A 16,958-nucleotide genomic window follows, 5' to 3' on the forward strand; every position below is an offset into this window, starting at 1 on the left:
TCTATTCCAGTACCCGTAAAGTGCAAAAAATTCTCGCAACGGCATGCTTGAAAAGATCGCAAACGGACCCATTTTAAGGATGTATCGATGAACAAACGTGCCTGAGGGGCGTTTGGGATACTCCTGCCTGTCCATGGTGGAAGGCGACAATTCTTGCTGATTTCAGGAGTTTTAACTGTATGCGTAACTTTGATCTTTCTCCGCTTTATCGTTCAGCCATTGGCTTCGATCGTCTGTTCAACCATTTAGAAAACAACCAAAGCCAGAGCAATGGCTACCCTCCATACAATGTTGAACTGGTTGACGAAAACCATTATCGCATTGCGATTGCCGTGGCCGGTTTCGCTGAAAGCGAACTGGAGATCACCGCTCAGGATAACCTGCTGGTGGTGAAAGGCGCTCATGCGGGCGAGCAGAAAGAACGTACCTACCTCTATCAGGGCATCGCGGAACGTAACTTTGAACGTAAATTCCAGTTAGCTGAGAACATCCACGTTCATGGCGCGAACCTGGTTAACGGTCTGCTCTATATCGATCTGGAACGAGTTATCCCGGAAGCGAAAAAACCGCGCCGTATCGAAATTAATTAATTGTCCGGGTCGCTTTCGCGGCCCAAATATAAATGCTTGCCGATATCGGGAGCATATGTGAATCCATAAGGATTTGCAGGAACAAGTGTGTACAAAAATAAATTGTACCGAACTCGCTTCTCAGAAGGAGATTTAGTATGCGTAATTACGATTTATCCCCGCTGCTGCGTCAGTGGATCGGTTTTGACAAACTGGCCTCCGCGCTGCAAAGCACCACCGAAAGCCAGACCTTCCCGCCGTATAACATCGAAAAGAGCGACGATAACCACTATCGCATTACGCTCGCAGTGGCCGGCTTCAGCCAGCAGAACCTCGATATTCAGCTGGAAGGCACACGCCTGACGGTAAAAGGCACCCCGGAAAAACCAGCAACCGAAACCAAATGGCTGCACCAGGGGCTGGTGACCCAGCCGTTCAGCCTGAGCTTTACCCTGGCTGAACATATGGAGGTGACGGGCGCCACCTTCACCAACGGGCTGCTGCATATCGACATCACCCGCAACGTGCCGGAAGCGATTGCTCCGCAGCGGATCGCCATCAGTGAACGTCCGGCGTTGAACAGTTAATAGACTGTGTCGGGGGGCGCTACGCTTACCCGACCTACAAGACCCGCAGGCTCGCGCAAGCGAAGCGTCGCCGGGCAAAATCAAAGCCCCGCCCCGGCGGGGCTTTTTTGTGCGCCATCGCCCATACAACCCGCCTGCGCTCTGCGAAAATCCCTGCTAATTATATTGTTATTCACAGGGATGCTGTCATGAGTGATATAGCGTTAACGGTCAGTATTCTGGCGTTGGTTGCGGTGGTCGGGCTGTGGATAGGCAATGTCAAAATCCGCGGCGTCGGGTTCGGCATTGGCGGCGTGCTCTTTGGCGGGATTTTTGTCGGCCATTTTGCCGACCAGCTTGGCATTACGCTCAGCGCGGAAATGCTGCACTTCATTCAGGAATTTGGCCTGATCCTCTTCGTTTACACTATCGGCATCCAGGTCGGGCCCGGCTTTTTCGCCTCGCTGCGCGTCTCTGGCCTGCGGCTTAATCTTTTTGCGATGGGGATTGTGGTGATGGGTGGGCTGGTCACCGCCCTGCTGCATAAACTCTTCGCCATTCCGCTGCCGGTGGTGTTGGGCATTTTCTCCGGGGCGGTAACCAATACTCCCGCGCTGGGTGCCGGGCAGCAAATCCTGCGCGATCTGGGCATCGCCCCCGACATCGTCGATCAGATGGGGATGAGCTACGCCATGGCCTACCCGTTCGGCATCTGCGGCATCCTGCTCACCATGTGGCTGATGCGTATCCTGTTTCGCGTTAACGTTGAACAGGAAGCCCGGGAGCATGAATCTACCCTTACGAACGGACAGGCGCTGATTAAGACCATCAACATCCGCGTCGACAACCCCAATCTGAACAATCTGCCAATTCAGGATGTGCCGATCCTTAACAGCGCCAATATTATCTGCTCCCGCCTGAAGCGTGAGGAAACCCTGATGGTGCCGCTGCCCGGCACGGTGATCCAGATAGGCGACCTGCTGCATCTGGTGGGGCAACCGGCGGACCTGCATAACGCCCAACTGGTGATTGGCCAGGAGGTGGATACCTCCCTTTCTACCCGCGGCACCGATATGCGCGTCGAGCGCGTGGTGGTGACCAACGAGAAGGTATTAGGCAAGAAAATCCGCGAACTGCAGGTAAAAGAGCGCTACGACGTGGTGATCTCTCGCCTGAACCGCGCCGGGATCGAGCTGGTGGCCAGCCCGGACGCCAGCCTGCAGTTTGGCGACATCCTTAACCTCGTCGGGCGCCCGGCCTCCATTGACGCCGTCGCCAATATGGTAGGCAACGCGCAACAAAAACTGCAGCAGGTGCAGATGCTACCGGTGTTTATCGGTATCGGACTCGGCGTCCTGCTCGGCTCTATCCCCCTCTATGTACCGGGGTTCCCGGTGGCGCTCAAGCTGGGGCTGGCAGGCGGGCCGTTGATTATGGCACTGATCCTCGGTCGTATCGGCTGTGTCGGTAAGCTCTACTGGTTTATGCCTCCGAGCGCCAACCTTGCCCTGCGTGAGCTGGGGATCGTGCTGTTTCTGGCGGTGGTGGGGCTGAAATCTGGCGGGGATTTCGTCGAGACGCTCGCCCGCGGTGACGGCGTCAGCTGGATTGGTTACGGCATCCTCATTACCGCCGTCCCGCTGATCACGATGGGCATTCTGGCGCGGCTACTGGCGAAGATGAACTACCTCACCCTCTGCGGCATGCTGGCCGGTTCGATGACCGATCCCCCGGCGCTGGCCTTTGCCAACAACCTGCACGCCACCAGCGGGGCGGCGGCGCTCTCCTACGCCACGGTCTATCCGCTGGTGATGTTTATGCGCATTATCACACCGCAGCTACTGGCGGTGCTGTTCTGGGGGATAGGTTAAACCTCTAACCCCAGCCTGGTGAACTGCTCTGCCGGGGCGTCGCTCTCATGTAGCAGACGCACCAGCAGGGCAATCATCCGCGCTTCGATGGCTTTATCTTCTATCGGGCACTGCTGGTGCGGGTCGGTGTGTAAATCGAACAGTAGATTACCGACGCGGTTCACCCCGGGGTATTTTTCCTGAGCCGGAATACGCAGCGTTTTGACCCCTTTGGTAAAGCGGAAGGGGGGCGCCAGCGCGATCGCCTCCAGCTCATCCGGGGTAAAGCGGGTATTCATCTTGATGGGCATCAGGGTGTAGTTGGCGATGTCATTCTCACGGCCAGGCAGTGCGGCGCGCATATAGACATAGCGCCCGTCCGTGACGTTGACGTGGCCGCTGAAGACCCCAAACAGCGCAGCGTCACGCACCGGGGTATCATCTTCAAGAATGCGGGCTAACGGACGGCCCTGAACGTCGGGCGGGATGGGCTGGTTGAAGAACTCCAGCAGCGTCGGCGCCCAGTCAATCATCTGCACCAGCGCATCTCGCTGCACCCCCTGATGACCGCTGCGCGGATCCCAGATAAATAGCGGGTTATTCGCCACTTCGTTGTAATAGGGCATCTGGTTTTTCGCCCACCAGCCATGCTCCCCGAGCAAAAAGCCGTGATCGGTGCCGACGATGAGCATCGTATCGCGCCACAGATCGTGGCGGTCCATCAGGTCCAGAATGCGCCCCAGGTTGCGATCGCACATGGAGACCAGGGCGCGATAGCGGCAGCGAATATGCTCTACCGCCTCCGGGCTCTCTTCCACTTTGCCGCGGGGCCAGTCGTAGTGCGGGCCGTTCCAGGCATCCTGGTATAACGAGAGGTACGCCTCGGTGGTATAAAACGGCTCGTGGGGGTCGAAGGTTTCCACCTGCAATAGCCAGCTATCCTGGTGATGGTTCTTGTCGATAAACTCGCACCCGGCGTTAAAGACCTGGGTTTGCGGGAAGTCCGCCTCCTGCTGAATGTAGTCGCGGTTGACCCAGTCGTGTCGCCAGAGCCCGGAGACCCCGCCCCCGGTTTGTTTCTGGGGCACGCGCAGCACCTCCGGGATGGCCGGGTCGGCGACGCTGGCCTTCCAGTGATCCCCCTCCTGGCCACGGATAATTTCCCATGAGCTGTAGCGGTTATGGTAGTTGCCGCCGCCATCCTCCCAGTAGTGCAGGTGGTCGCTGATCAGGTGGGTATAGATGCCCGCTTTTTTCAGTAGCTCCGGCATGGAGTCGTCGAACGGCTCCAGCGGCCCCCATTCCCGGTGCAAAAAATTATACCGGCCAGTATGTAACTCGCGACGTGCGGGCATGCAGGGCATACTGCCAACATAGCTGTTGTTGAAGGTGGCGCAGCGGGCCGCCAGACGCTGGAAATTTGGCGCCTGGGTGATCATATCCCCGTAAGGCGGCAGATAGTGCTTATTCAGGCTGTCGAAGAGCAGAATGATCGCTTTCATCGTCGCTCCTTAACGGGCCTTTACCAGATGCGGGAAATGCTCTTCAACCACGGCGTAGATCTGCTTCCCGATGGTCTCTCCGTCCATAATATTTTCGATGGGGATCAGATACTGCCCGTGCCGCGGATCGAGGCTTACCACATCAATCAGTTTTTTCGAAATGGCATAGATATCGGCCCATTCGGTGAACCCACCGACTTCGCCGGCGGCGGTGTGCTCCATGGCGAAATCAATGTCATATTTAGCTAACGCTTTTTTTACCACCGTCTGCAACATCACGCTGCTGCCGACACCGTAGCCGCAAACAAACAGAATATTAATTTTGTCTTTCATAACGATATCCTTTTCACAATGAGATGAGTTAGCCCGCATAAGGCCCAAGATGGAACGTTAAGGCAATAAACTTAAGTACTTCGCAAATCGCTGGCCATAAGGTCGCCCAGTCGAAAATACCGGTCCAGCCCACCCCTTCCGCAGCGAGGCCAGTTAAGGGAATTGCCCATACGGTGCCGAAGGTTTGAATAATTCCCAGCAGGAAAGTACAAATAATAACGGCGCGGTAACCGCCCAGCCGGTTGGCTAATACGCCGATCGGGCCGCCCGCAAAAAATAGCGGCACAAAACCGGGCAATACCATAATCGGACTATGGGTAAGCAGCAGGATCCCCATCGAAAAAATCGTGCCGAAGGTACAGAAAATAAAACCAAGGGTGGCGGCATTCGGGGAGAAGGGAAGTAATGCTGCAACATCGACAGCGGGAATCGCGTCGGGAATTAAACGATCCTGCCAGCCTTTAAACGAGGCGTTAATTTCCCCGACCATCATACGAACGCCCTGGAGCAGGATCACCATATACATGGAGAACTGCAGGCCGAGATTAATAATGTAGATATACCAGGGCTTACCTTTTGCCATGACCTGAACGTTATCGATGCCGGTCGTCAACAGGAACCCGCCGACGAACACGGTCATGACAATGGCGATGGAGGTAACGTTATGGTTAAAAATCGCCAGCCAGCCGGGTAGCTTCATATTCTCGGCATCCTGCTTCTCGGCGTCGCCAAAGAGGTGGGCGAATTTCGAGAAAAACCAGATCCCCAGCATCTGGTTATGGGCTATGGTAAAGCCGGCATTATTGGTGATTTTCGCCACCGGTTTGGCTATCAGGGTAGTCGCAAACGCCCAGAATACGCCGGTTAAAATCCCGGCGATAATAATCGACGGCACCCAGCCAAAGCCCAGCCAGAAGACGATCAACCACAGCACTGCCTGAGAGTGAGACACCCCGGTATTGCCGGTGAGGAAAATGCCTTTCACCTTTGTGTAGCGGCCAAGTAAGACCAGCACCAGGTTGGTAAAAAAGGCCAGCACAAACACATAACCTACAAAACCGAAATTATCGCCGAGTGCAATCTGGGTTGCTGCTTTCATGGCATAGGAATCCATTAAATAGCCATGAATGCCATAAGATTTACTGACCGCATCGGCAACGGGTTTAAATGTGGCTGAGAACTGAAATCCGCCAAAGAGCACCATCATTAATCCCACCATGGCGCTAACCATACCGGTAATAATTTTGATCGGCGATTTCCTGTCGAGGGCATAACCCAGCCCTACCAGCAACCCAATTAAAATAGCGGGTTCAGTTAAAAAAGATTGTATTACTGAAATGAAGTCTGAAAACATAATGCAGTCAACCTCCGTGATATTCGCTTCCAGATTAATAAAATCCACTTTTTTGTTGCTTCTTATTTAATAACGGAACGACTAGTGGTGATAAAGGCAAACATTTTTGGCAGCAAATGCACTTTAATAATCATATTTAGTCATTAGAAGATTGATTTTGATTTTTTGTGATTCTATTTGCAAAATTACTGATGTATTACTTTCGATTATTTAAATTTCTATTCGATAAGCTTTTTATATATACAATGGATTTGTGAATAAGCCGGGATGCCCTTATTGGATGATTCAATATATAAACGGTCAATAATTTAACCTTAATTATTGAGGTGGGAAGTGTTTTGAAGATATATTTAGTAAATTAAAGGCGACGATTTTATTTTGCGGGCTCAGCCACAAAATTATATTAAACCGAAGTATAAGTTAGCTTTCGCACGGCCAAGTAATTTTCCAATCATTATTAAACAAAGGAATGAAAAAATGAACGCAACCTATACTGTTAATCTGAATCCCTACGATAAAAACAAACTGTGCGCATTAATTTCTATTGCTAGTACCGAGGCGGTACGCTTTGACTACTCCGTCAAGGGTAAAACGGTGAACACCAGTTTTCATTACGGCACCGATCAATACAGCGTTAATCCAGAGATTGTCGTGGTGGGGTTGTATGCCAATTATTTAAATTCGGTCACGTTGAATCTTTATACCGCTGACAATGCCGTAGAAACCCTCCTTATATCGATATCAACAGAGGGACAGGACTATGGCGAAGTGCCCCTGTCGCTGGCAATCAATATTGCTGACGGCACGATGGCAGAGAATACCTTAGGGCAGGGTTGGTTTGTCACCAGCGCGTGGAATGGCTATGACATCAATGGCGATCTGCGTATTACCGGCCTGTTCCCCTGGATGTACGGCAACCTAAAAATTATTGAAAACTCGCTCTGGTCAGCCGAAGCCAGTGAAACCTGGGATCCCGACAAGCATGCTTTTGCGCCAACACTGTACCGCTTTAACCTTGCCGGTAAGGTCACGCAAACCTACTCTGCTCCAGCGGGTTACGGTTTTCATCACGACATCACTACTGACGGGCAAGGCAATCTCTGGGTGTTAGGCTCGCTGCTGGATGGTTGGAGTGACGAGCAAAAACTGGAGTGCATCCTCTATAAATACGACATCAACAGCGGGGCGTTGCTCTGGCAACGTGATTATTCCCGGGAATTTATGGGTGCCACGGTGCTGGATAATACCGACACCAACGACGTGCATTTCAATAGTCTGGAATATGTCGCAGAGACCGGGCAACTGATGATCAATTCCCGCTCCAGTTGTACTGTGCTGGGACTTAATAGTGCCTCCGGGGATCCGGAGTGGATTATTGATAACCCAGCTTTTCCTGTGCTGAATAGCGCCCTGAATCTGCAGGTGGTGGATGAGGATAACTTCAGCTATCCCAACGGCGAGCATGCCGTCTTTGTCACACACAACAGCCGGTACCAGGCGTGGCGGGGTGAAAACAAGTTCGTTGTCTCCCTGTTCAATAACAACTCCTGCGCAGATGAACAGGGCAAGGAACTGGTCCGGACGATTGAATCGGACCCGGTTACTTATACCGCTGCCGCACTGGATTCCTTACCTACCATTCTTGCCATAGATTTAACCGCCTCGACGGTTCAGCGCCTGGATCAGTTTCATTTCCCAGGCCAGCGCAGCGAACTCACATCATCGGTATTTGATGTCGGGAACGAATATTACAATGTTTATTTTGGTGCCGAACAATCTTTCTTCGTTTTTGATACCGATAATAATATTGGTGTGTCGGTTTACAATATTGATACCGGCTTAGGCTATCGCGGCAGAATATTTACTTACGATGAGCTGCGCTCATTAATCTAAAATTAACCTTAGCGGCAAGATAAGGCTTGGTGTTACTTGCCGCCTTTACACCACCTGTAACCCGTTCCCCTGGCTGTGGTTATACGGCTGTCACCACCGGATCCTGCGGGTGGGAATGACTTCTCTGTATACGTTACTATTGCCTGAGTTTTATTCGATGAGCAGCCAGACAGGAGTAGTTATGAAAATTTCCCGCCTCGGCGAAGCGCCGGATTATCGCTTCTCGCTGGCAAACGAGCGCACCTTTCTGGCCTGGATCCGTACCGCCCTGGGCTTTCTGGCAGCCGGTGTCGGCCTTGACCAGCTGGCACCCGACTTTGCCACGCCGGTGATCCGCCAGCTGCTGGCGCTGCTGCTGTGCCTTTTTTCCGGAGGGCTGGCGATCTACGGCTACCTGCGCTGGCTGCGCAATGAAAAGGCGATGCGCCTGAAAGAAGACCTGCCCTATACCCACAGCCTGCTGATTATCAGCCTGATCCTGATGGTGGTGGCGGTGATTGTCATGGGACTGGTGCTCTATGGCGGATAATCGCAAAGCCCGCCGCCTGGCCGATCCGGGACTGCAGCCGGAGCGGACCTCGCTCGCCTGGCTGCGCACCCTGCTGGGCTACGGCGCCCTGATGGTGCTGGCGGTTAAACACAACTGGCAGCAGGCAGGGCAGCTGTTCTGGGTGGCGCTGGGTGTACTGGCAATCGCGGCGCTGATCCTCTGGTATTACACCCGCAGCAGGGCGCAAATGGATGTTTCTCTGTATGATTTTTCATCATCCCGACCGGTGCATATTAAATTTTTGATCGCCCTCGCAGTGTTATCCCTCGCATTACTGTTTGCTGCTAGCCATGTCCACCATCTCATTACTTTTATCAGGGGTATTACATGACAGGATGTCAGGTTATGGCCAAGCCAGCCAGCTCACGATGCAACCTGAATTGCCGCTACTGTTTTTATATCGATAAGCCTCAACAGGCGATCATGGATGACGCCACCCTGGAAACCTTTATTCAACAGCATATCGCCGCCCAGCCCGGACCAGAGGTACAGTTCGCCTGGCAGGGCGGGGAACCGACCCTGTGCGGGCTGGATTTCTTTCGTCGTGTCGTGGAACTGCAACAGCGGCATGGCGCAGGAAAACGTATCCACAACGCTTTTCAGACCAACGGCATCCTGCTCAATGACGCCTGGTGTATCTTTTTTCGTGAACAGGGCTGGCTGGTGGGTATCTCTCTCGATGGGCCTGCGGCGCTGCATGATGCTTACCGCGTCAGCCGCAGCGGCAACCCTACTCATCATAAGGTGCTGGCGGCGATAGAGAAGCTGCGAGCGCATCAGGTGTCGTTTAATCTTCTGACGGTCATCAACCGGCAGAACAGCGGCCAGCCGGAGCGCATGTATCGCTATTTGCGCGCGCTGGGCACGCCGTATCTGCAGTTTCTTCCCCTGCTGGAGCACGACAACCCGGAATCAGTCAGCGATGCGCAGTGGGGAGCATTCCTGTCGTCGGTGTTTGATATCTGGGTGCGGGAGGATATTGGTCGCATCTTTGTGCAGCTTTTCGACTCGACGTTAGGGGTCTGGTGCGGCTATCCGTCGCAGATCTGTTCCCTCGCCGTCACCTGCGGCCACGCCTTCGCGCTGGAGGCGCAGGGCGATCTCTATCAATGCGATCACTATGTCTACCCCGAGTACCGGCTGGGTAACATCCACCAGACGCCGCTGGCAGAGCTTAATAACAGTGAGGCGGCCATCGCCTTTGGCCAGCGTAAAAAAACCACTTTACCCGGTGAGTGCCAGGCCTGCCCGGCGCTTTACCTGTGCAACGGCGACTGCCCGAAACACCGGGTGGAGGGCAAAAGCGCGCTGTGCGCGGGGTATCTGGCGTTCTTTCGCCATTGTGCCCCGCATATGCGGGTGATGCGCGATCTTATCCGCCATCACCGTTCGCCCATCGAGTTAATGACCCTGTTACGCCAGAGCCAGTAAGTTACCGCCCTTTTGCCAGATACTTCGCCATCTCCTCGTCCGGCACCATGCCGCCGCCGGTGGCCCACACCAGGTGGGTGGCGTTGTCCAGCGCATAGTGCCCGGCAGTGGCAAGACGTACCGGCCCGGCCATTCCCGCCAGCGCGGAGGGCTCAAGAAGAATCTGCTCCCCCTGCGCCAGCCAGCTCAGCATGTCATACATGCTCTGATCGGAGAGGGTATAGAACCCGTCGAGCAGGCGCTCCATGGCACGGCCAACAAAACCGGACGCGCGGCCTACCGCCAGGCCATCGGCCGCGGTGAGGTTATCGATCCCCAGATCCTGCACGGCAATCTGGTCATGTAGCCCGGTATAAACCCCCAGCAGCATGCACGGCGAATGAGTAGGTTCGGCAAAGAAGCAGTGCACATGGTCGCCAAAGGCCAGCTTCAGCCCAAACGCCACGCCGCCAGGGCCGCCGCCGACGCCGCATGGCAGATAGACAAACAGGGGATGATCCCTGTCCACCACCCGGCCCTGGTCAGCAAACTGCGCTTTCAGTCGTGCGCCTGCCACGGCATAGCCTAAAAACAGGGTACGGGAGTTTTCATCGTCAATGAAGAAACAGTTCGGATCGCTTTCGGCCGCTTTGCGGCCTTGCTCCACCGCCACGCCGTAGTCCTGCTCATATTCCACCACCGTCACGCCGTGGCTGCGCAGTTTCGCTTTTTTCCATTCCCGGGCATCGGCGGACATATGGACCGTCACCTTAAAGCCGATGCGGGCGCTCATGATGCCGATGGACATCCCCAGGTTGCCGGTCGACCCCACGGCGATGCTGTACTGGCTGAAGAAATCTTTGAAGCGCGGCTCCAGCAGGATGCTGTAATCCTCCTCCGGCGTTAACAGGCCCGCGGCGAGGGCCAGTTTTTCCGCGTGGGTGAGCACCTCATAGATGCCGCCACGGGCTTTGATGGAGCCGGAGATCGGCAGATGACTGTCTTTTTTCAACAGCAACGTGCCGGGAAGGGTGATATCGAACGCCGTCTCCAGCCGCTTGTGCATCCCCGGTATGGCGACCAGCTCCGATTCGATAATCCCGTTTGTGGCCGCCGTTTCCGGGAACGCTTTCGCCAGGTACGGCGCAAACCGCGCCAGGCGCGCGTGGGCATCATCCACGTCGGCCTGGGTCAGGCCAACGTGCGGCAACCCTTCGGCCAGCGTGGTGGCTTTGGGGTTAAGCCAGGTGGTCTCTTTCAGGGCGATCAGCGCATTGAGCAGGGGATATTGCGCGATTAATGTCTGGGTCTGTGGCGTCATAGGTTCCTCGCAGGCGTTATCCCCTTAAGAAAACAGGAAACGGACGCGAGGGCAAGTGAACGCTACACCGCCTGCTGGTGATGTGAGGCGCGGGAGGCCAGCGGCAGCCAGCACAGCACAATCAGCAGCCCCATTAAGGTCATCAGCAGACCAAGGCTGGCCTGTCCGTTTTGCGGCATCATCGCCGAGAGCCAGGCCAGCGCGCCGGAGCCGATATTCTGCAACCCTCCCACCAGCGCCCCGGCGGTGCCCGCGAGGAACGGGAAGGGCTCCATCGCGCCGCTGGTCGCCAGCGGGAAGAGCATCCCCGCGCCAAAGAAGAAGAGCGCAGCCGGGATCAGCAGGGTCCAGACATTCATCACCCCGAACAGCCCCGGGATCCACATCATCAGCCCCGCCAGCAGGCAGCTTGCCACCGACTGCCACATCAGGGTGGTAAAGCGTTTATTGGCGCGTCCGGCAAACCATGCGCCGAAGAACGCCGCCGGGATCGGCAGAATAAACAGAATACTCACCACCATACTGCTGAGACCCAGCCCGGCGCCCAACAGCACGCCCGAACTGGCTTCGAATACGGCGATACCCGCCAGGCCGCCAATCAGCATCAGCACGTAGCAGTTAAACGCCCCATTGCCGAAAAGGATTTTGTAGCTGGTGAGCAGTCTGGTGCGAGGCGCCTCAGCGGGCCGGGTTTCCGGCATCCAGCGCGCCATGCTGAAGGTGACGATGGCGCACAGCACCAGCAGGAAGCCATAGCAGGCCCGCCAGGACCAGACGGTATCCAGCAGGCCGCCAATCAGCGGCGCCAGCAGCGGGCTCACCAGGATGCCCATGTTCAGCAGGCTATTGGCGTGACGCAGCTGGCTCCCCTGATACATATCCCGCGGCAGCGTGCGTGCCATCACCCCGCCGACGCCGGTGCCGACGCCCTGCAACGCGCTGGCGGCAATCAGCACGCTCAGGCTGTGGGTGGTCATGGCGATGACCGTCGCGATCATAAAAATCGTCATGCCGACCAGGATCACCGGGCGGCGACCCACGCGGTCCGAAAGCGGGCCGTAGACGAGCTGCGATACCCCATAGGTCAACAGATAGGCGCCCATCACGCTCTGGATTGCCCCTTCGCGCACCTGGAGTGCCTTCGCCATGCCCGCGATGGCCGGGATATAGATGGTTTGCGCCATCTGACCGACGGCGACCAGCAAGATCAACATCAAGAGTAAATTAACGTTCCGCTGTTTTTTCATGTCGCTGAATACTTTTGCCAAAAGTGAGAAATAAAGAATAAGTGACTACGCATTCCCATAAATGCGCGAGGAATCTACCACAGGAAAATGACAAGTTAAGTACCCGGCTGAAGAACGGGAAGGGGCAAGAAGGCAGGATTTTTAAACGACAGCGGCAACGAATGTTGCCAGCGTTAATTCATTTGCTTAAACCGCACAGAATAGTCGATGCGTGATGCGCGGTTCATCCATCACCAGCGTAAAACCAGCGCGCTGATAGAAGGTCCAGGCGGCCTGCGGCGCATGGGTATTGAGAAAATCGAACCAGATGCTGGCATCGGCCATCACCACATCGAGCAGCTGCCTGCCGATACCCTGCCCGCGACACTTTTCGCTGATATAGAGATGGCGGATGCGACCGGCCCGCGGCTGCTGGCTGAACGGATCGCGGTTTAGTCCGCAAATTCCTACCAGCTTGCCATTGAGAAACGCACCCAGCAGCTTTTCGCCGGGGGCATTGAAGCGGTTTTCGCCGCGCTGCCAGTTCTCTTCCAGCCTGCGCAGCATGTTGAAATTAAGCGCGACGCTCTCGGCCTTAAGCGCGATATACCCCGGTTCGTCCGGCGTAACGGGTTCAATTAGCAAACGCGACATAGCATTCCCTCGTTATTATCGTTGTTAAAGAGGGGCGGTTTCCCGCCCCTCTTCGGTGCGACTTGAACCTGAATTACTTCACGTATTTCAGGACAGCATCAAGCAGTTGCAGTGCTGCAACAATGAGTTTGAGGATAAGTACAACCATATCCACTACGCTCATACGCGTCTCCTCTGGTTAAGGAGCACGATGCTGGCGTACCTTTCCGCCGCCTGTGACCAGCACCTTTGTTGACGTAACACAGTGTGCTCAGTTGGGGAGTGGAGGCGCTGACGGCACCACCCGTTTCAGCCAGGACTTCGTTGCGCCGGTGTACTACGAGCGGCTCCCCTCACACCCTGTGAACACCACCAGTATAGATAAATACTGTATATATGAACAGTAATTTATGGACAAAACGTGAAGGGCGATCCATACTCAAATGCGTCAAAATCCGTGCCCCAAATTGCGCGTTCCTGTGCGATCGCGTATACTTCGGGCGTTGACGTAACACAGTGTGCTCTGCGGTCACCAGCCGCAAACGCTGTAAAAAAACCTCGCTCCGGCGGGGTTTTTTGTTTTCATCACCTAATAAACGAAACGTGATCCCTGACGCATTTTTGCGCAGATGAAAATATTTCCATTGTCACGCCTGAAAACCTGTGTTTGTATAAATTCTATCAATGATTCCAGAGACAGGTTCCTAATGACCTCTTCCATGCTGACCTCGACCCTACTAAAAACTGCGCAACCAGCCGCAGTGGTCGTCGTGCGTGTGGTGGTCGTCGTCGGCAATGCGCCGTAGGGACTGGATCAACACACGATTCCAAACCCCGCCGGCGCAAACCGGCGGGGTTTTTCGTTTAAAGCCCCCCGGAAAGTCGGCTCAGATCACAATAAGAGGACTGGAGCATGGCAAGTTCGGGCACAACATCACACAAGACGCGTTTCACAGGCGCGCAGTTAATCGTTCATCTGCTGGAACGTCAGGGCATTACCACGGTTGCGGGTATCCCTGGCGGAACGGTACTCCCGCTGTATGACGCCTTAAGCCAGAGTACGCAGATCCGTCACGTGCTGGCGCGACACGAACAGGGCGCAGGCTTTATCGCCCAGGGCATGGCGCGTACCCAGGGCAAACCGGCGGTTTGCATGGCCTGTAGCGGGCCGGGGGCCACCAACCTGGTGACCGCCATCGCCGACGCGCGTCTCGACTCCATTCCGTTAGTCTGCATTACCGGCCAGGTGCCTGCCTCGATGATCGGCACCGATGCGTTTCAGGAAGTGGACACCTACGGCATCTCTATCCCCATCACCAAGCACAACTATTTAGTGCGCGATATCAGCGAATTACCGCAGGTTATCAGCGATGCGTTCCGTATCGCCCAGTCCGGTCGTCCGGGTCCGGTGTGGATAGACATTCCTAAGGATGTGCAGACCGCTGAAATTGAGATCGAGGTACTGCCAGAGCCAGGCACCCGTGCGCCATCGCCGGCATTCAGCGCGGAGAGCGTGCGCGAGGCGGCGGCGATGATTAACGCCGCCCAGCGTCCGGTGCTCTATCTGGGCGGCGGGGTGATCGACGCGCCTGATGCGGTGCGTACCCTGGCAGAAAAGGCCAACCTGCCAACCACCATGACCCTGATGGCGCTGGGCATGCTGCCCAAAGCGCACCCGCTGTCGCTGGGCATGCTCGGGATGCATGGCGCGCGCAGCACCAACTTTATTCTGCAGGAAGCTGACCTGCTGATCGTTCTCGGGGCACGTTTTGATGACCGGGCGATCGGCAAAACCGAGCAGTTCTGCCCGAACGCCAAAATCATTCACGTGGATATCGACCGCGCCGAGCTGGGCAAAATCAAGCAGCCGCACGTGGCGATCCAGGGCGATGTTAACGAGGTGCTGGCGCAGCTGCTGCCGCACATCGATGCCACCCCGCGCACCGCGTGGCGTGAGCAGGTCACCGGTCTGCAGCAGGAGTTCCCGGGCGCTATCCCGACCGGCGGCGATCCGCTGAGCCACTACGGGCTGATTAACGCCGTGGCCGCCTGCGTGGACGACAGCGCCATTATCACCACCGACGTGGGACAGCATCAGATGTGGACCGCCCAGGCCTATCCACTGAACCGTCCGCGTCAGTGGCTGACCTCCGGCGGGCTGGGGACCATGGGCTTTGGCCTGCCTGCGGCAGTGGGCGCGGCGCTGGCGAATCCGGACCGCAAGGTGATCTGCTTCTCAGGCGACGGCAGCCTGATGATGAACATCCAGGAGATGGCCACCGCGGCGGAAAATCAGCTGGATGTGAAAATCATTCTGATGAACAACGAAGCGCTGGGCCTGGTGCATCAGCAGCAGAGCCTGTTCTACAAGCAGGGCGTCTTTGCCGCCACCTATCCGGGGATGATTAACTTTATGCAGATTGCCGCCGGGTTTGGCCTGCACACCTGCGATCTGAATGCCGAAGAGGATGCGCAGGCCGCACTTCAGGCGGCGATCTCGCGCCCAGGCCCGGCACTGATCCACGTGCGTATCGATCCACAACAAAAAGTTTATCCGATGGTACCGCCGGGTGCGGCCAATACAGAAATGGTGGGGGAATAAGCCATGCAGAAGCAAAATGATAATGTCATTCTGGAACTCACCGTCCGCAACCACCCAGGCGTCATGACCCACGTCTGCGGGCTGTTTGCCCGCCGGGCGTTCAACGTGGAAGGCATCCTCTGTTTACCAATCCAGGGCAGCGAGCACAGCCGTATCTGGCTACTGGTGAATGATGACCAGCGTCTGGAGCAGATGATGGCCCAGATCGACAAGCTGGAAGATGTGGTGAAAGTGGTGCGTAACCAGTCCGATCCGACCATGTTTAACAAAATTGCGGTGTTCTTCGAGTAACTTACTCCCCGGCGGCGTCCGGGGTGATGATTTTCACAAAGCCGTTCCGGCAGTGGGCCGGGTAGTCTGCCGGAAGCGGGCGGTCGCTGATCAGCACATCAAATGCCGACAGCGGCCCGATGCTGGCGGGGGCCACTTCATCAAACAGGGCGTAACGGGCCAGCAGGATCTTGCGGATGCCATGTTGCATGGCTTTGCGCTTGGTGGCGAGATCGTCAAGGTTAAACCAGGTAACCCCATAGTGCTCATGCACGCCGCTGGCGGAGATAAACACCTTGCGCGGGTTCAGGGAGTCCAGTATCGACGGGTTGCTGGTGTCATAAAACGCATCGCTTTTTGCCCGGTAGGTGCCGCCACACAAAATGGCGGTGGCGTTGGGCTTCTCATTAAGCGCCATAAATACGCGATGGGAATAGCAGATGCCGGTAAAGGTAATGTCGTCGGGGATCATGCTAATCACCAGCGGCATCTCCGGGCCATTATCAAAAAAGACCAGGTCGTTTTCCGCCACCATGCCCGCCGCCAGAATGGCGATAGGCAGATCGTCGGGGTGGTGAGTCTGGCTGCGTACCACCGGTGCGGCAGGCGCGGTGGCCGGTTTATTAACCATCACGATATAGCCGCCCAGCAGGGTCAGGGGCAGCACGGTCTCATGGTTATCCGGGCTGAGATCGCGACGGATAGTCATAACGGAGACTTCAAGCATCCGGGCGGCATCTTTCAGATGGATGCGGTCGGTTTTTTTTAACAGCTCCACCAGACGCCGGATTCGTTCTTTTTGCTTCGTCTCCATTCACCCTCTCCGCACAGTAGGATGTTCCTTTAAACACATGCATGATGCGTCAGGAACATTTTTGT

18 protein-coding genes and 1 other annotated feature are annotated in these 16,958 nt (G+C 55.8%); of the genes, 10 read left to right on the forward strand and 8 right to left on the reverse strand.

Going from position 1 to position 16,958, the window contains the following annotated elements:
* Positions 1-112: 112 nt before the first annotated feature.
* Positions 113-186 (forward strand) — a sequence feature (ROSE (Repression Of Heat Shock gene Expression) occurs in the 5'-region of heat shock genes and acts as an RNA thermometer to modulate expression.).
* The 3 genes from ibpA to C2U54_RS04940 all read left to right on the forward strand — a co-directional run bounded on the left by ibpA (position 180) and on the right by C2U54_RS04940 (position 3,006).
* Positions 180-590, forward strand: coding sequence for a small heat shock chaperone IbpA (ibpA, locus tag C2U54_RS04930; protein WP_032615564.1), 411 nt, complete (start codon positions 180-182; stop codon positions 588-590). It overlaps the preceding feature by 7 nt.
* A gap of 137 nt (positions 591-727) precedes the next feature.
* Complete coding sequence (ibpB, locus tag C2U54_RS04935; RefSeq protein ID WP_103177640.1) at positions 728-1,156, forward strand: small heat shock chaperone IbpB; 429 nt, start codon at positions 728-730, stop codon at positions 1,154-1,156.
* 188 nt (positions 1,157-1,344) lie between these two features.
* The gene (locus C2U54_RS04940) at positions 1,345-3,006 is read left to right on the forward strand and encodes a putative transporter (protein WP_103177641.1); all 1,662 of its coding nucleotides are present in this window, start codon (positions 1,345-1,347) and stop codon (positions 3,004-3,006) included.
* On the opposite strand, the gene C2U54_RS04945 is transcribed toward C2U54_RS04940, so the two are convergent.
* The 3 genes from C2U54_RS04945 to C2U54_RS04955 are packed head-to-tail and all read right to left on the reverse strand — an operon-like array spanning position 3,003 to position 6,174.
* Positions 3,003-4,487, reverse strand: coding sequence for a sulfatase (locus C2U54_RS04945; protein ID WP_103177642.1), 1,485 nt, complete (start codon positions 4,485-4,487; stop codon positions 3,003-3,005). The genes C2U54_RS04940 and C2U54_RS04945 overlap by 4 nt on opposite strands.
* Before the next feature lie 9 nt (positions 4,488-4,496).
* Positions 4,497-4,820 (reverse strand): PTS sugar transporter subunit IIB, encoded by a 324-nt coding sequence (locus C2U54_RS04950; protein ID WP_103177643.1) that lies wholly within the window; start codon positions 4,818-4,820, stop codon positions 4,497-4,499.
* A 28-nt stretch (positions 4,821-4,848) separates the two neighbouring features.
* Positions 4,849-6,174 carry a PTS sugar transporter subunit IIC gene (locus tag C2U54_RS04955; RefSeq protein WP_103181006.1) on the reverse strand — a complete coding sequence of 442 codons (1,326 nt, stop codon included), beginning with the start codon at positions 6,172-6,174 and terminating at the stop codon, positions 4,849-4,851.
* A gap of 477 nt (positions 6,175-6,651) precedes the next feature.
* On the opposite strand from C2U54_RS04955, the gene C2U54_RS04960 reads away from it, so the two are divergent.
* The 4 genes from C2U54_RS04960 to C2U54_RS04975 all read left to right on the forward strand — a co-directional run bounded on the left by C2U54_RS04960 (position 6,652) and on the right by C2U54_RS04975 (position 10,048).
* Entirely contained in the window at positions 6,652-8,067 is a 1,416-nt protein-coding gene (locus C2U54_RS04960) for an aryl-sulfate sulfotransferase (RefSeq protein WP_103177644.1), read from the forward strand.
* 181 nt (positions 8,068-8,248) lie between these two features.
* On the forward strand, positions 8,249-8,596 hold the full coding sequence (locus C2U54_RS04965; protein ID WP_103177645.1) for a YidH family protein: 348 nt from the start codon (positions 8,249-8,251) through the stop codon (positions 8,594-8,596).
* A complete protein-coding gene (locus C2U54_RS04970; RefSeq protein ID WP_103177646.1) occupies positions 8,586-8,948 on the forward strand; it encodes a DUF202 domain-containing protein in 363 nt (120 codons plus the stop codon). The genes C2U54_RS04965 and C2U54_RS04970 overlap by 11 nt, the downstream gene beginning before the upstream one ends.
* Complete coding sequence (locus tag C2U54_RS04975; RefSeq protein WP_158251040.1) at positions 8,945-10,048, forward strand: anaerobic sulfatase maturase; 1,104 nt, start codon at positions 8,945-8,947, stop codon at positions 10,046-10,048. Before C2U54_RS04970 ends, C2U54_RS04975 begins: the two co-directional genes overlap by 4 nt.
* 1 nt (position 10,049) lies before the next feature.
* Here the strand turns inward: C2U54_RS04975 and dsdA are convergent, their stop codons facing one another.
* The 4 genes from dsdA to tisB form a co-directional block, all read right to left on the reverse strand.
* Positions 10,050-11,348 carry a D-serine ammonia-lyase gene (gene dsdA / locus C2U54_RS04980; protein WP_103177648.1) on the reverse strand — a complete coding sequence of 433 codons (1,299 nt, stop codon included), beginning with the start codon at positions 11,346-11,348 and terminating at the stop codon, positions 10,050-10,052.
* A 62-nt stretch (positions 11,349-11,410) separates the two neighbouring features.
* Positions 11,411-12,595, reverse strand: a complete 1,185-nt coding sequence (gene emrD, locus C2U54_RS04985; protein ID WP_103181007.1) for a multidrug efflux MFS transporter EmrD — start codon at positions 12,593-12,595, stop codon at positions 11,411-11,413.
* Between the two features lie 186 nt (positions 12,596-12,781).
* Complete coding sequence (locus C2U54_RS04990; protein WP_103177649.1) at positions 12,782-13,228, reverse strand: GNAT family N-acetyltransferase; 447 nt, start codon at positions 13,226-13,228, stop codon at positions 12,782-12,784.
* A 73-nt stretch (positions 13,229-13,301) separates the two neighbouring features.
* Positions 13,302-13,391, reverse strand: coding sequence for a type I toxin-antitoxin system toxin TisB (tisB, locus tag C2U54_RS04995; protein ID WP_039032257.1), 90 nt, complete (start codon positions 13,389-13,391; stop codon positions 13,302-13,304).
* 523 nt (positions 13,392-13,914) lie between these two features.
* Here tisB and ivbL point away from each other — a divergent pair.
* From ivbL to ilvN, 3 genes are all read left to right on the forward strand, one after another.
* Positions 13,915-14,013: an ilvB operon leader peptide IvbL gene (gene ivbL / locus C2U54_RS05005; protein ID WP_103177650.1), complete on the forward strand. Its 99-nt coding sequence runs from the start codon at positions 13,915-13,917 to the stop codon at positions 14,011-14,013.
* A gap of 107 nt (positions 14,014-14,120) precedes the next feature.
* Positions 14,121-15,809, forward strand: a complete 1,689-nt coding sequence (gene ilvB / locus C2U54_RS05010; RefSeq protein WP_103177651.1) for an acetolactate synthase large subunit — start codon at positions 14,121-14,123, stop codon at positions 15,807-15,809.
* A 3-nt stretch (positions 15,810-15,812) separates the two neighbouring features.
* Entirely contained in the window at positions 15,813-16,100 is a 288-nt protein-coding gene (ilvN, locus tag C2U54_RS05015) for an acetolactate synthase small subunit (protein ID WP_039032259.1), read from the forward strand.
* Between the two features lies 1 nt (position 16,101).
* Here the strand turns inward: ilvN and C2U54_RS05020 are convergent, their stop codons facing one another.
* Positions 16,102-16,893, reverse strand: a complete 792-nt coding sequence (locus C2U54_RS05020; protein WP_103177652.1) for a DeoR family transcriptional regulator — start codon at positions 16,891-16,893, stop codon at positions 16,102-16,104.
* Between the last annotated feature and the right edge of the window lie 65 nt (positions 16,894-16,958).

The organism is Leclercia sp. LSNIH1, assembly GCF_002902985.1.
Lineage (GTDB): Bacteria > Pseudomonadota > Gammaproteobacteria > Enterobacterales > Enterobacteriaceae > Enterobacter.